The organism is Verrucosispora sp. ts21 (assembly GCF_002879555.1).
Classification (GTDB): Bacteria; Actinomycetota; Actinomycetes; order Mycobacteriales; family Micromonosporaceae; genus Micromonospora; species Micromonospora gifhornensis.
The window spans coordinates 108,571-122,491 of sequence record NZ_PNOZ01000003.1 but is presented as its reverse complement, the minus strand read 5'-3'; the positions used below and the strand labels follow the sequence as shown (position 1 = coordinate 122,491).

13 protein-coding genes are annotated in these 13,921 nt (G+C 69.9%); 10 read left to right on the top strand and 3 right to left on the bottom strand.

All coding sequences use genetic code 11. From position 1 onward, the window contains the following. Nucleotides 1-59: 59 nt before the first annotated feature. Complete coding sequence (locus tag C1A38_RS02085) at nt 60-440, top strand: VOC family protein (RefSeq protein WP_102656125.1); 381 nt, start codon at nt 60-62, stop codon at nt 438-440. A gap of 38 nt (nt 441-478) precedes the next feature. Here the strand turns inward: C1A38_RS02085 and C1A38_RS02080 are convergent, their stop codons facing one another. After that, nucleotides 479-691 carry a hypothetical protein gene (locus C1A38_RS02080; RefSeq protein ID WP_013733820.1) on the bottom strand — a complete coding sequence of 71 codons (213 nt, stop codon included), beginning with the start codon at nt 689-691 and terminating at the stop codon, nt 479-481. A gap of 171 nt (nt 692-862) precedes the next feature. On the opposite strand from C1A38_RS02080, the gene C1A38_RS02075 reads away from it, so the two are divergent. From C1A38_RS02075 to C1A38_RS02055, 5 genes are all read left to right on the top strand, one after another. Further along, complete coding sequence (locus C1A38_RS02075) at nt 863-1,984, top strand: M24 family metallopeptidase (protein WP_199180047.1); 1,122 nt, start codon at nt 863-865, stop codon at nt 1,982-1,984. Then, the gene (locus tag C1A38_RS02070) at nt 1,981-3,123 is read left to right on the top strand and encodes an acyl-CoA dehydrogenase family protein (RefSeq protein WP_102656123.1); all 1,143 of its coding nucleotides are present in this window, start codon (nt 1,981-1,983) and stop codon (nt 3,121-3,123) included. Before C1A38_RS02075 ends, C1A38_RS02070 begins: the two co-directional genes overlap by 4 nt. A 39-nt stretch (nt 3,124-3,162) precedes the next feature. Continuing rightward, nucleotides 3,163-3,660, top strand: a complete 498-nt coding sequence (locus tag C1A38_RS02065) for an Lrp/AsnC family transcriptional regulator (protein ID WP_013733823.1) — start codon at nt 3,163-3,165, stop codon at nt 3,658-3,660. 305 nt (nt 3,661-3,965) lie between these two features. Beyond that, nucleotides 3,966-5,420 carry a polysaccharide pyruvyl transferase family protein gene (locus tag C1A38_RS02060; RefSeq protein ID WP_102656122.1) on the top strand — a complete coding sequence of 485 codons (1,455 nt, stop codon included), beginning with the start codon at nt 3,966-3,968 and terminating at the stop codon, nt 5,418-5,420. Further along, nucleotides 5,417-7,102 (top strand): CDP-glycerol glycerophosphotransferase family protein, encoded by a 1,686-nt coding sequence (locus C1A38_RS02055; protein ID WP_102656121.1) that lies wholly within the window; start codon nt 5,417-5,419, stop codon nt 7,100-7,102. The genes C1A38_RS02060 and C1A38_RS02055 overlap by 4 nt, the downstream gene beginning before the upstream one ends. 66 nt (nt 7,103-7,168) lie before the next feature. Here C1A38_RS02055 and C1A38_RS02050 read toward each other — a convergent pair whose 3' ends face one another. After that, nucleotides 7,169-7,780, bottom strand: coding sequence for a histidine phosphatase family protein (locus C1A38_RS02050; protein ID WP_013733826.1), 612 nt, complete (start codon nt 7,778-7,780; stop codon nt 7,169-7,171). Between the two features lie 152 nt (nt 7,781-7,932). Between C1A38_RS02050 and C1A38_RS02045 the strand changes: the two genes are divergently transcribed. Further along, complete coding sequence (locus tag C1A38_RS02045) at nt 7,933-8,118, top strand: CsbD family protein (protein WP_013733827.1); 186 nt, start codon at nt 7,933-7,935, stop codon at nt 8,116-8,118. 65 nt (nt 8,119-8,183) lie between these two features. Here C1A38_RS02045 and C1A38_RS02040 read toward each other — a convergent pair whose 3' ends face one another. Continuing rightward, the gene (locus C1A38_RS02040) at nt 8,184-9,587 is read right to left on the bottom strand and encodes a KamA family radical SAM protein (RefSeq protein ID WP_013733828.1); all 1,404 of its coding nucleotides are present in this window, start codon (nt 9,585-9,587) and stop codon (nt 8,184-8,186) included. Between the two features lie 133 nt (nt 9,588-9,720). Between C1A38_RS02040 and kdd the strand changes: the two genes are divergently transcribed. The 3 genes from kdd to kamD are packed head-to-tail and all read left to right on the top strand — an operon-like array spanning nt 9,721 to nt 13,905. Then, the gene (kdd, locus tag C1A38_RS02035) at nt 9,721-10,776 is read left to right on the top strand and encodes an L-erythro-3,5-diaminohexanoate dehydrogenase (protein ID WP_102656120.1); all 1,056 of its coding nucleotides are present in this window, start codon (nt 9,721-9,723) and stop codon (nt 10,774-10,776) included. A 4-nt stretch (nt 10,777-10,780) separates the two neighbouring features. Continuing rightward, the gene (locus tag C1A38_RS02030) at nt 10,781-12,349 is read left to right on the top strand and encodes an amidohydrolase (RefSeq protein WP_102656119.1); all 1,569 of its coding nucleotides are present in this window, start codon (nt 10,781-10,783) and stop codon (nt 12,347-12,349) included. After that, the gene (kamD, locus tag C1A38_RS02025; RefSeq protein WP_102656118.1) at nt 12,346-13,905 is read left to right on the top strand and encodes a lysine 5,6-aminomutase subunit alpha; all 1,560 of its coding nucleotides are present in this window, start codon (nt 12,346-12,348) and stop codon (nt 13,903-13,905) included. Before C1A38_RS02030 ends, kamD begins: the two co-directional genes overlap by 4 nt. Nucleotides 13,906-13,921 lie beyond the last annotated feature (16 nt).

Sequence of the window (13,921 nt, the reverse complement as noted above, 5' to 3'; positions counted from 1 at the left end):
GACAGCCTGGCACACCCCACCGACGTTCGGGGTGCCCGGCACGACCAGGAGGACAACAGATGTCCGTACCCACCCGGCTGAGGTTGACCACGGTCAACCTGGACACGCCCGACCCGGCCGCGCTGGCCCGCTTCTACGTGCGGCTGCTCGGCTGGGAGATCAAGGTCGAGGAGGCCGACGACGTCATCCTGCACAACGTCGACGGTGGTGTCGGACTGTCGTTCCAGCGGGAACGGGCGTACGTCCGCCCGACCTGGCCGGCGCAGCTGGGCCGGCAGCAGATGTCGATGCACCTGGAGATCGGCGTCGAGGATCTGGACGCGGCCCTGGCGCACGCGTTGGCCTGCGGCGCGACCATGGCCGAGTTCCAGCCGCAGGATGACGTCCGGGTCTGCCTGGACCCGGACGGCCACCCGTTCTGCCTCTGGCTGATGCACTGAGCCGTGCCGAGGCGGCTCGCGGTGCGGCGCCGCCGCACTCAGCTCGCGGTGCGTCGCCGCCGGACGGCGTACGGCAGCACGAACAGGTACAACCCGGTGAACAGGAGCAGGGCCAGCGGGGGTAGTGGCAGGTAGAAGAGCCATTCGGCGGGTTCCGCCTGGGCGGCGGCGACGAAGGCGACGATGACCGTCACCACGAAGATGATCGAGGTCCATCGGTGGGTCTGTCGGACGGTATTGTTCCAGCGCACGGCGACCTCCAGCAGAGATGAGCTGCCCGGCCCGACGGGACGTGCCGGGCGGGATGTCCTGAAGGTCAGCTTGCTGTGCTGCGCCGCGGAGTGCTTCTCGATTCCTGACCGGTCGGCGGGCTACGCTCGGCCGCGACCGTCCACAACCCGCCCCCAAACGACCGTTAAGCTGTGCGGGTGGGAATCGACGAACTCTACCCGCCGCAGCGACTGGTGGCCGCGCAACGCGCCATCGCCGCCGCCGGCCTGGACGCCCTGCTGCTCAGCCCCGGCTCCGACCTGCGCTACCTCACCGGCTACGACGCGCACGCCGGTGAGCGGCTGACCCTGCTGGTGCTGCCCGCCGAGGGCGAGCCGACCCTGATCGTGCCGACCCTGGAACGGCCTGCGGCCGAGGCGTCCCCGGCGCCGGCCACCGGCGTGCGCATCGTCGACCACACCGACGGCAGCGACCCGTACCCGCTGGTGACCGCGGCCCTCGACGGGGCTCTCGACGCGGTGGGACTGGCCGACCGGATGTGGGCCGAGCAGGTCCTCGCGCTGCGTGCGGTGTTGCCCGGTGCCCGGCAGCGGCTGGCCTCCGAGGTGCTGCGGGAGCTGCGGATCGTCAAGTCGCCCGCCGAGATCGCGGCGCTCGCCGAGGCCGGTGCGGCGATCGACGCGGTGCACGAGCGGATGGGCGAGTGGCTGCGGCCGGGGCGTACCGAGGTGGAGGTGGCCGCCGACATCGCCGCGGCGATCCGCGCCGCCGGGCACGTCACCGTCGACTTCGTGATAGTCGCCGCCGGCCCGAACGGGGCCAGCCCGCATCACGGCACCTCCGACCGGCCGATCGGGGTGGGTGAGCCGGTGGTGGTGGACATCGGCGGCACCATGCCCTCGGGCTACCGCTCCGACTGCACCCGTACCTATGTGGCCGGTGGCCCGGCGCCGGCCGAGTTCGTCGACTACTACGCGGTGCTGCGCGACGCGCAACACGCCGCCGTGGCCGCGGTCCGTCCGGGGGTGACCGCCGAGGCGGTCGACGCCGCGGCCCGCGAGCCGATCGCCGCCGCCGGATACGGCGCGGCCTTCCTGCACCGTACCGGGCACGGCATCGGTCTGGACGGCCACGAGGAGCCGTACGTGGTGGCCGGCAACGACCGCCCGCTGGTCGCCGGGATGGCCTTCTCCGTGGAACCGGGCATCTACCTCGCCGGGCGGCACGGCGCCCGCATCGAGGACATCGTCGTCTGCACGACCGACGGCGTACGTCGGCTCAACACCACCACCACGGAGCTGATCGAGCTATGACCGTCGAGCGGATCCTGCCCACCGACGAGGCCCACGACCTGCTGGAGCTGACCACCGAACTCGCCGACCGGGAGCTCGCACCCAGGGTCGTCGAGCACGAGCAGCGTGGGGAGTTCCCCCGGGAGGTGCTGCGCACCCTGGGCCGCGCCGGGCTGCTGGGGCTGCCGTACCCCGAGGAGTACGGCGGCGCGGCCCAGCCCTACGAGGTCTACCTGCAGGTGCTGGAGATCCTGGCCGGGCGCTGGCTCACCGTCGCCGAGGCGGTGAGCGTGCACACCCTGTCCTGCTACCCGGTGGCCGCGTTCGGCACCGACGAGCAGCGCAGCCTGCTGCCGGACATGATCGGTGGCGAGTTGCTGGGCGCGTACTGCCTCTCCGAGCCCCAGGGTGGCTCGGACGCCGCGGCGCTGACCACGAAGGCGGTCCGCGACGGCGACGACTACGTCGTCACCGGCACCAAGGCCTGGATCACCCACGCCCACACGGCCGACTTCTACAACATCTTCTGCCGCACCGGCGGGCCCGGCCCGAAGGGCATCTCCTGCCTGCTCGCCGACCGGGCGACGCCGGGGATCACGCCGCAGACCGCCGAGCGCACCATGGGGCTGCGTTCCTCACCGGTGGCGCAGCTGGTCTTCGACGACGCCCGGGTGCCCGCCGACCGGCTGATCGGCGGGGAGGGCAAGGGCTTCACCATCGCCATGGCCGCGCTGGACTCCGGCCGGCTCGGCATCGCCGCCTGCGCGGTGGGGCTGGCCCAGGCGGCGTTGGACTACGCGGTGACCTACGCCCGCGAGCGCCAGCAGTTCGGCCGAGCCATCATCGAGTTCCAGGGGCTCGGGTTCACCCTGGCCGACATGGCCACCCAGATCTCCGCCGCCCGGGCGTTGACGTTGGCCGCGGCGCGGCTGCGCGACGCCGGCCGGCCGTACTCGATCGAGGCGGCCAAGGCGAAGCTGTTCGCCACCGACGTGGCGATGCGGGTGACCACCGACGCGGTGCAGGTGCTCGGCGGCGCCGGCTACGTGGCCGATCATCCGGTGGAGCGTTACTTCCGGGAGGCGAAGGTGTTGCAGATCGTCGAGGGCACCAACCAGATCCAGCGGATGGTGATTTCCCGGGCGTTGGCGAAGGGCTGAACGTCGCACATCGGGCGCTAAGCGGGTAGGTTGCACGCCGTGGAGGAGATCGATCGGGCCATCGTCGCGGCACTGACCGTCGACGGTCGGCTGTCGTACACGGACCTCGCCGAGCGGGTCGGCCTGTCGGTCTCCGCGGTGCACCAGCGGGTACGTCGGCTGGAGCAGCGCGGTGTCATCAAGGGCTACGGCGCGAAAGTCTCCTTCGAGGCGCTCGACCTGCCACTTACCGCGTTCGTGGCGATCCGGCCCTTCGACCCTTCGCAGCCCGACGACGCGCCGGAACGCCTGGCCCATCTGCCGGAGATCGACTCGTGCTACTCGGTCGCGGGTGAGGACTTCTACCTGCTGCTGGTGCGGGTGGCCGGGCCGGCGGACCTGGAGCGGGTGCTCCAGGAGATCCGGACCTCGGCGAACGTCACCACCCGCACGACAGTGGTGCTCTCCACCCCGTACGAGCACCGTCCGCCGAAGCTCGCGCTGCCGGCGGAGCAGCCTCGGCCGCGTGGTGTCGCCGCCGAGCCGTCCGGCGGTTAGCCGAGCGGCCCGCCCTGACCAGGCGTTTCGGGATGGCGTCTGGTGAGGGCTGAGGGGAATGCGTGGAATGCGACGAGATGATCAAGAACATCCGACCCCGGTGCGGTGAACTTCCGGGATACGGAGCTAGGATCCATCCCTGATTCTGCGGAAGTGAGACCCGATCGTGAGCGGCGCGAGCCAGTACGCGCGCTGTTCCCTGGTGGTGCCGCGGCACCGGGTCGCTCGGGGTGTCGTCAAGGGGAGGATGAGATGTTCCGACCGGCACGGTCGCGGTTCAGCCACACAGGGTCCGGTGCCCGCTCATGACACGCATCCTCGTACGTGCCGGCAAACATCCGGCGACAGTGCTGTCCCACGAGCAGAGTCTGGCCACCTCCCGACTCGGGGTGTTCGGGTCGAACTCCGGCAACATGCTCTTCTACAGCGCGGTCTTCCGGGCGCTGAGCGTGCCCGACGCCGAGCTGGTCGCCAACTCGTACGTGCACGAGCGTCCGGTTCACCTGGGCCGGTACATCGCGCGGACGAACGAGGAGTTCGACCGGTTCGTGCTGCCGATGGCGAATTCGTACCGGGACACCTTCCTGCCGCACCTGGAACGACTCGCGAAGGTCATCGAGAAGCTGACCATCCCCGTCACCGTGGTCGGCATCGGCGCCCAGCTGCCGTACGGCACCGAGTTCGACTCGCTGCCCGACGAGTACAAGCGGATCGTCACCCGGTTCACCCGGGCCGTACTGGACCGCTCCGCCTCCATCGGCGTACGCGGTGAGTACACCGCGCGGATGCTGAAGTACCTCGGCTTCGGCGACGAGCACGTGCGGGTCATCGGCTGCCCGTCGATGTTCGGCAACGGGCCGCTCGGGCCGCTGGTGCGCAAGGTCGGGCACCTGCGCTACGACAGCCCGCTGGCCATCTCGTACACCCCGAAGGTCAAGGGGGTGGACCGGCTGGTCGAGGCGAACACCGACCGCTACCCGAACAGCGTCATCGTGCCGCAGCAGCACCACCGTCTCGCCCTGATGCTCTGGGGTGAGAACCCGGCCAAGGTCGGCAACAAGCGGATGCCGATCCACACCGAGCATCCGCTGTACGAGAACGACCGGATGCGCTTCTTCGTGGACGCCTCGACCTGGGTCGAGTTCATGGCCGAGCAGCACTTCGCCTTCGGCACCCGCATCCACGGCAACGTCGCGGCGGTGCTGGCCGGTACGCCGGCGGTGGTGCTGGCCCACGACTCGCGCACCGTCGAGCTGGCCGAGTACCACGGCATCCCGTACCGCCTCTACGCCGACCTGCCGCCGGACGTCGACGCGCAGCGGCTCTACGAGGAGGCCGACTTCGACGCCTTCCTGCCGCGTCAGGTGCCGACCTTCGAGACCTACCTGCGCTTCCTGGAGCACAACGACCTCGAGCACGTGTTCCAGCCCGGCAAGGAGAACCCCGCCTACGACAAGGCGATCGCCTCCGCCAACTTCCCCGGGCCGGTGCACACGCTGATGGCCTCGGACGCCGTCGGGCGTCGCCAGGTCATGTCGCGGCTGCGCTGGCTGCGGCAGGGCCACGACGGTGACCTGGCCCGACCTGCCTACGACTTCGAACCCCCCTTCCGCGAGCCCCGCGGATACAAGTCACTCGAGGAGCGGGTAACCCAGTTGGAGAAGGAACTGAAGGTCCAGCAGACCTTCCTGGCGAGCTGGCGCGGCCGGGTCAGCCGGGTGCTGCGGATGAACGGCACGTCGACGGGCGCCCGCCGGTGAGCGCCAAGTCCGGGTTGCGGGGGTGGCTGGCGGGCCGACTGCCCGCGCTGGCCGCCGAGGTGGCGGCGCTGGCCGCGCTGCTGCTGGCGGCGGTGGCGGACTCGCCGTGGTGGGCGCTGCCCCCGGCCCTGGTCGCGCTCGGCCTGCTCGGTTACCTGTGGCGCAACGCGCTGAGCGGCGGTCCGACCCCCTCCGGTTCGACACTCGTGATCCGCCTGCTTCTGCTGGCCTGCGCCTACCTGCTCGGCGTGGTGCACTCCGGCGCGGATCTGGTGCTGGCCCTGGGGGTCGGCGTGGCGGCGTTGGCGATTCTCGCCGAGCCGGCGGTGACGGCCACGTCCCGTTCGGTCTATCCGGTGTCGGCCAATCTGCGCGGCAGTGGTCTGCGGCCCAACCTGCGGCCCAACACCAGTCGGGCGGTGCTTGTCAACGGCGCTGCCGTGGTGGTGGCGCTGGTCTGCGCGTTCGCCGGCACCCTCGAGGTGATCTCGCTGGTGGTGTCGGTGGCCGCGCTCGCCCTGATCGCGTTCACCGGCTGGCAGGCGGTGACCCGGGTACGGGCCCGGCACGCCAGCGAGACGCGGTTGAACGCGGCGCTGGCCGCGTACGAGCCGGTCTTCCTGCTGCACTGGGAGGCGCCGGCCGGCACCGCCTACCAGGTCGGGATGTGGCTGCCCTACCTGGAGCGGCTGGGCAAGAAGTTCTTCGTGCTGGTGCGCTCCGAGGCCAACTTCAACGAGGTGCTGCGGATGACCACGGCGCCGGTGGTGCTGCGCTCGGGGTTGACCCAGATCGACGACGTGATCGTCCCGTCGCTGCGGGCGGCGTTCTACGTCAACACGGCGACGAAGAACAACCACCTCGTGCGGTACACGAACCTGACGCACATCCAGCTCAACCACGGTGACAGCGACAAGGTGCCGAGCCACAACCCGGTCTTCCGGATGTACGACAAGAACTTCGTCGCCGGTCAGGCCGCAGTGGACCGGTTCGCGGCCAACGGTGTGAGCATGCCGGCGGAGATGTTCAGCATCGTCGGGCGTCCGCAGGTGGAGAACGTCGCGATCGCCGCCGCGCCGATCGCCTCGTTGACCGCGCCGCGGGTGCTGTACGCCCCGACCTGGGCCGGCTTCTACGCCGACTCGAACTACTCGTCGCTGCTGGTGGGCTACGACATCGTCAAGGCGTTGGTGTCGCGGGGTTGCAGCATCGTGTTCCGGCCGCACCCGTACACGATGCGCTCGGCGGCGTTGACGCAGGAGTCGGAGCGGATCAAGGCGCTGCTCGCCGAGGACCGTCGCACGAGCGGCCGCAAGCACGTGTTCGGTGCCGAGGCCGAGACGAAGATGTCGGTGGTGGACTGTTTCAACGCCTCGGACGCGATGGTGTCGGACGTGTCCAGTGTGGTCGCCGACTACCTGTACTCGGAGAAGCCGTTCGCGATGGTCGCGGTCTCCACGCCGGCCGAGCGGTTCACCGACGCCTTCCCGCTGGCCCGGGCGGCGTACGTGATCGACGCGCACAGCGGCCGGGTGACAAACCTGGACCCGGTGCTGGACGATCTGCTCGGCAGTGACCCGCTGGCGGCCACCCGGCACGACCTGAAGAAGTACTACCTCGGGGACATTCCGTCGGAGGGGTACGCGCAGCACTTCATCGACGAGGCGAATCGTTACCTCTGACCTGTCGCGGCGACTGGCTCCGCCTTCCGGCACCCGCCGGGGCGGAGCCAGTCGCCGTTTCGTGGGTCAGTGTCGGGCCGTCGTGGCGTCCACCGCGTCGACAGGCGGTGCGGGCGGGTGGTTCCAGCGCAGGATGACCCGGCGTCCGTGTTCGGTGCCGAGCAGGCTGAGGGTGGCGGTGTCCAGTCGCAGCAGTCCACCGGCCGACGGTGGCAGGCCGACCCACCGGGCACCCAGCACGCGCAGCGAGTGGGCGTGCCCGACGAGAGCGACGTGACCCTTGTCGAGCAGGGGATGGAGCCTGCTGAGCAGCCGGTCGACGCGTTCGCCGACCTCGCTGGGGGATTCCCCGCCCGGGCACCCGTCGGTCCAGACGCTCCAACCCGGCTGGTCTTCGTGGATCTCGGCGGTGGTCTGTCCCTCGTACTCGCCGTAGTTCCACTCCGCCAGGTCCTCGTCGGTGTCGGTGATGGTCAGGCCGGCCAGGTCGGCGGTGCGTACCGCCCGCAGTCGGGGACTGCTGAGCACCGCGACGAACCGTTCGGCGGCGAGGGCGGGACGCAGCGATCGGGCCTGCCGCTCGCCGTCGGGCGTCAGCCCCAGGTCGGTGTACGAGGTGTGCCGTCGTGCGGTGCTCCAGGTGGTGGCGCCGTGTCGGATGAGCGTGATCTGTCCCATTGGTCCAGTCAACCAGTCCCCGTCTCCCGCCGACCACCTAGCATCCTAGGACGCCTTACGCGATGTACCGCCCACCTCGGGTTTTCACCCGCGACACCCGGGGACACCAACAACACGGGGCTTGGCCGTCCCGGCCGAGCAGAGGAGGCGAGATGAGCTTCATCGACAAGGCGAAGAACAAGGTCGAGGAGATGAGCGGCACCGCCAAGGAGCGCATCGGCGACATGGCCGACAACGAGCGCATGCGCGCCGAGGGCGCCGGCGAGCAGGCCGAGGCCCGCGCGCGACGGGCGGGCGAGGACATGAAGAACAAGGCGAAGAACGCCTTCGACAGGTGACGAGCGACGCGAAGGGGCCCCCGGACAATCCCGGGGGCCCCTTCGCGGTACGTGCCGTCAGTGCGTCAGTCGTCGCGGTGGGTCTGCCACCACTGCTGGCCGGCCTCGGGCAGGGTGTCGATCGGGTCGTAGTAGGCGTACCGCTTGCTCAACGCCGCCAGGTCGGCCGACTCGATGGAGGTGCGGTAGTTCTTGGTCCAGTACGAGATGCCGCGCTCGCGGTCGTACTCGGTGACCATGTGCACCCAGCGCTTGCCGACGAACGGCACGTCACAGACGATCCGAGGGGTGGCGTAGCCGGGCAGGTAGCCCATGATGTCGTGCTGGAGCTGCTGGGCGTGCCAGACCGGCACCCGCCAGTGCTCGGCGTTGGGGATCATGTCGCACATGTAGAAGTAGTACGGCAGGATGCCGGCCTCGCCCTGCAGGCCGAAGCACAGGTCGAGCAGGTCCTTGCTGGTGGCGTTGACGCCGCGCATGAGCACACCCTGGTTGCGGACGTCGCGTACGCCGACGTCGAGGGCGGTCTGTGCGGCCTTGGCGACAAGTGGGGTGAGCGACTGGGCGTGGTTGACGTGGGTGTGGATGGCGAGGTTGACGCCGCGGCGGGCGGCGGTGCGGGCCACCCGCTCCAGGCCCTCGACGACGTCGGGTTGCAGCCAGTGCTGGGGCAGGCCCATGAGGGCCTTGGTGGCGAGTCGGATGTCCCGGATGGTTTCGATCTCCAGCAGGCGCATCAGGTAGGACTCGAGGTTGCGCCAGGGCACGTTCGCCACGTCGCCACCGGAGACCACCACGTCGCGTACGCCGGGGTGGGCCTTGAGGTAGGTGATGTGCGCGTCGTAGCGGTCGACCGGCTTGAGGCTGAGTTTGAGCTTGTCGACGGCGGGGGTGGAGTTGCCGACCAGGTCCATGCGGGTGCAGTGGCCGCAGTACTGGGGGCAGGTGGCGAGCAGTTCGGCGAGGACTTTGGTGGGGTAGCGGTGGGTGAGGCCCTCGGCGACCCACATGTCGTGTTCGTGCAGGGAGTCGCGGCTGGCGTAGGGGTGTGAGGGCCAGTCGGTGCGGCGGTCGGAGGCGACCGGGATCATGTAGCGCCGGATCGGGTCGGCGAGCAGGGCTTCGGTGCTGGGCGGCGCGAACGGCACCATCGTGTTGATCATCTGTGGCGGCACCAGCATGGACATGGTGGCCATGGCGCGTTGGTCGGCTTCGAGGTCGGCGTAGAAGCTCTCGTCGACGGTGTCGCCGAGCACGGTGCGCAGCTGTTTGACGTTCTTGACGCAGTTGACGCGCTGCCACTGGGCGTTTTCCCACTGGTCGCGGGTGACGTGGCGCCAGCCGGGGAAGCGGGTCCAGTCGGGTTCGACGAGTGGGGTGCGGCGGTATTCGTAGGGCTGGCCGGTGGTGTTGGCGGGGGCCGGCTGGGCAGCCGGGGTGCTCTGCACCGGCGGGTGGGTCTGGGTCACGGCCCCTCCTGGTGGTTGATCGAAGGTACTGAAGGGTACTGGAAAATATCCGGTCAAGAAATTAGTCTGCCGTAAGTTTTCCCGCCTCGCGAGCCTCGGCCGGAGGTTCAGGCGGTCGGACAGGGAGGTCGGCGTGACGTCACCGGTGGGTCTGCACCGCGTCGTGGAACCGGCGGGGGTGCTGCCGCAGGCGGCCTGGCGGCTTGACGCGCGCCCGGAGATCGCGGCGAACGAGGTACGCATCCGGGTGGAGCGGCTGAACCTGGATGCGGCGAGTTTCCGGCAGCTGTTCGACAAGCACGGCGGTGATGGTGCTGCGGTCCGCGCCGAGGTTCTGGAGATCATCTCGACGCGGGGGAAGATGCAGAACCCGGTGACCGGGTCGGGTGGCATGTTGATCGGCACGGTGGAGGAGGCCGGCCGGCGTTCGCCGCTGGGGTTGAAGTCGGGTGAGCGGGTCGCCACGTTGGTGTCGCTGACGTTGACGCCGCTGGTGGTGACCGACGGCCTGGCCCGCTGGGACGGCCGTAGTGAGCAGGTGCCGTGTGACGGGTGGGCGATCCTGTTCGCCCGGTCGGTCGCGGCGGTGCTGCCGCAGGATCTGGATCCGCAGTTGTCGCTGGCGGTGCTTGACGTGTGTGGGGCGCCGGCGTTGACCGCGCGGGTGGTGTCGCGGTACGTGGCCGAGCGGGCGGTGGACGGGCCGCCGGTGACGGTGGCGGTGATCGGTGGCGCGGGTAAGAGTGGCTCGCTGTCGCTGGCGGCGGCGCGGCAGGCGGGGGCGGGTCGTACGGTCGGGGTGGTGCCGGTGGCGGCGGAGCGTGACGCGCTGACGGCGGCCAGGTTGTGTGATGCGGTGGCGATGGCCGACGCCCGGGATCCGGTGGCGTTGTCGACGGCGGTGACGTCGGCGTTGGGGGTGCCGGCGGATGTGACGGTGGTCTGCGTGGACGTGCCGGGCTGTGAGCACGGTGCGGTGTTGGCGACGGCCGACGGCGGAACAGTGATCTTTTTCTCGATGGCGACGAGTTTCTCGGCGGCGGCGTTGGGGGCCGAGGGCCTGGCCGCGGACGTGACGATGCTGGTCGGCAACGGGTACGTGCCGGGGCACGCGGAGTTGGCGTTGGGGTTGTTGCGGGCTGATCCCGGGGTGCGGGGGCTGTTCGAGGCTCGGCTGGCGGCAGACTGAGGCCATGACGAACAACCCCTCGACGTTGTACCGCGGTGGCGTGCTGCATTGTCCGGCGGAACCGTCCGCGACGGCATTGTTGGTACGGGATGGGCGGATTGCCTGGTTGGGTGCTGATGCGGACGCGCCGACCGCCGACCGGGTGGTGGACCTGGCCGGGGCGTTGGTGACGCCGGCGTTCGTGGACGCGCATGTGCATGTCAGTGACACCGGGCTGGCGTTGTCGGGGCTGGACCTGTCCGGGGTGCGCTCGGCCGGTGAGTTGTTGGACGCGGTGTCGGCGTTCGCGGCGGGGTTGCCTGCGGACGCGGTGGTGTTGGGTCACGGGTGGGACGAGTCGACGTGGTCGGTGCCGCAGCCGCCGTCGGCGGTGGAGTTGGGGCGGGCGGCCGGTGGGCGGCGGGTGTATCTGTCGCAGGCGTCGATTCATTCGGCGTTGGTGTCCTCGGCGTTGCTGGCGGCGTGTCCGCAGGCGGCGGTGTCCGGGTATGACGGGTCGGGTTGGTTGCGGCTGGACGCGCATCACGTGGTGCGGGCGGCGGCGCGGGCGTCGGTGACGCGGGCGCAGCGGGTGGCGGCGCAGCGGGTGGCGTTGGCGCATGCGGCGTCGTTGGGGATCGCGGCGGTGCACGAGTGTGGTGGGCCGGAGATCTCCGACGAGGAGGACTTCACCGGCTTGTTGTCGATCTCCGGTGCGGGGGTGCCGGAGGTGTACGGGTACTGGGGTGAGTTGGGTGGTGCGGCGCGGGCGCGGGAGTTGGGTGCGGTGGGGGCCGGTGGGGATCTGTTCGCGGACGGGGCGCTGGGGTCGCGTACGGCGTTTCTGTCGCAGGCGTACGTCGACGGTGACGGGTGTGGTCACGGGTATCTGAGTGCGGAGCAGGTGCGTGATCACCTGTTGGACTGTGCGGCGCACGGGATGCAGGGCGGCTTCCATGCGATCGGCGATGCGGCGATCTCGACTGTGGTGGCGGGGTTCGCGGCGGCGGCGCAGCGGCTGGGTACGGATCGGGTGCGGGCGGCGCGGCATCGGGTGGAGCACGCGGAGGTGATGGATCGGCGGTTGATCGCCGCTTTCGTGGAGTACGGGGTGGTGGCGTCGATGCAGCCGGCGTTCGACCGGTTGTGGGGTGGTGCGGGTCGGATGTACGAGGCGCGGTTGGGGTTGGAGCGGTCGTTGGCGTCGAATCCGATGGGGGCGATGCACGGGGTGGGGGTGACGTTGGCGTTCGGTTCGGATTCGCCTGTGACGCCGTTGGATCCGTGGGGTTCGGTGCGGGCGGCGGCGGCTCATCACAGTCCGGTGCAGCGGATGACGGTGCGGGCGGCGTTCGCGGCGCACACCCGGGGTGGCTGGCGGGCGGTGCACATGGACAGCGAGGGGGTGTTGGCGTTGGGGGCGCCGGCGACGTTCGCGGTGTGGTCGACGCCGGCGGGGGTGCAGCGGGGTCTGCCGGTGTTGCAGGCCGAGGATCCGGAGTTGCGGGGGGAGCAGGATCCGACGCCGTTGCCGGTGTGTCGGGCGACGGTGTTGCGTGGTGACGTGATCTATCAGGGGGAAGGGCTTTCGTGACGGGCAAGCTTGATCTGGATCCGGTGCTGGTGGCGCGGGCGCGGGAGTTGGCGCGTCGGGCGGGGCGTCCGGTGGTGGAGTTGGCGCGTAGCCACACCACGGTGTCGGTGGAGCGGGCCGTGTTGCGGTTGGCGGGGGTCACCGGCGCGGATCCGGATGGCATTCCGTGGGTGAATCGGCTGGTGGATGCCGTGGTGGCGGATGTGGGGTTGGGGCACGGGGTGGCGGTGCCGGTGTTCGATGCGCTGGCGCGGGAGCAGATCACCGATGTGACGTTGTTGGCGCAGAAGGCGGCGGCGGGGTCGGTGCGGTTCGAGGTGCCGTCGGGAAAGGCGGCGACGGCGGCGCGGCGGGCGGCGCGTAGGGCGGTGGGTGCGGGGGTTCGGCGCATCGATCGGCGGCGGGCGGAGCGGGAGCGCCTGGTGCGGCGGTTCGGGGATCCGGCGCGGCGGCCGTGGATCTATCTGATCGTGGCGACGGGGGACATCTACGAGGACATTCCGCAGGCGCAGGCGGCGGCGCGGGCCGGGGCGGATGTGATCGCGGTGATCCGGTCGACGGGGCAGTCGTTGTTGGACTATGTGCCGGAGGGGGCGACGCGGGAGGGGTTCGCGGGCACGTACGCGACGCAGGAGAATTTCCGGTTGATGCGGGCGGCGTTGGATTCGTCGTCGAAGGAGTTGGGCCGCTATGTGCGGTTGACGAATTACGCGTCGGGGTTGTGTATGCCGGAGATGGCGACGTTGGCGGGTCTTGAGCGGTTGGACATGATGCTCAACGATTCGATGTACGGGATTTTGTTCCGGGACATCAATCCGATTCGGACGTTTGTGGATCAGCGTTTTTCGCGGCAGGTGCATGCGCGGGCGGGGATCATCATCAACACCGGTGAGGACAACTATCTGACCACTGCGGATGCGGTCGACGAGGCGCACACGGTGACGGTGTCGCAGTTGTTGAACGAGTATTTCGCGCATGAGGCGGGGTTGGCGGACTGGCAGTTGGGGTTGGGGCACGCGTTCGAGATCAATCCTGATGTGCCGGAGTCGTTGCGGTTGGAGTTGGCGCACGCGTTGTTGGCGCGGGAGTTGTTTCCGGATGCGCCGTTGAAGTGGATGCCGCCGACGAAGCACATGACCGGTGACGTGTTCCGGGGGAATCTGCTCGACGGGTTCTTCAATCTGGTGGGCACGATGACGGGGCAGGGCATTCTGCTGGTGGGGATGATGACCGAGGCGGTGGTGACGCCGTGGTTGTCGGATCGGGACATCGCGTTGCAGAACGTGCGGTACGTGCTGGGGGCGGCCGGCGGGTTGCATGAGGATTTCGTGCCGGCGTCGGGCGGGTTCATCCAGCAGCGGGCGCACCGCGTGTTGGGTGAGGCGGTGGATCTGTTGGAGCGGATCGGGGATCAGTCGTTGTTGACGGCGATCGCGGAGGGCACGTTCGGGATCATGAAGCGGCCGGCGGATCGGGGGAAGGGTCTGGACGGGGTGGCCCGGCACGAGGCGGACTACTACAACCCGGCCACGGAGATCCTGGAGCAGCCGGCATGAGTGAACGCACCGAGCG

Bases quoted from the DNA above. Each gene is read 5' to 3' on its own strand.
- C1A38_RS02085 (WP_102656125.1), top strand. From the start codon at position 60: ATGTCCGTACCCACCCGGCTGAGGTTGACCACGGTCAACCTGGACACG.
- C1A38_RS02070 (WP_102656123.1), top strand. From the start codon at position 1,981: ATGACCGTCGAGCGGATCCTGCCCACCGACGAGGCCCACGACCTGCTG.
- C1A38_RS02060 (WP_102656122.1), top strand. From the start codon at position 3,966: ATGACACGCATCCTCGTACGTGCCGGCAAACATCCGGCGACAGTGCTG.
- C1A38_RS02050 (WP_013733826.1), bottom strand. From the start codon at position 7,780: ATGGGACAGATCACGCTCATCCGACACGGCGCCACCACCTGGAGCACC.
- C1A38_RS02045 (WP_013733827.1), top strand. From the start codon at position 7,933: ATGAGCTTCATCGACAAGGCGAAGAACAAGGTCGAGGAGATGAGCGGC.
- C1A38_RS02030 (WP_102656119.1), top strand. From the start codon at position 10,781: ATGACGAACAACCCCTCGACGTTGTACCGCGGTGGCGTGCTGCATTGT.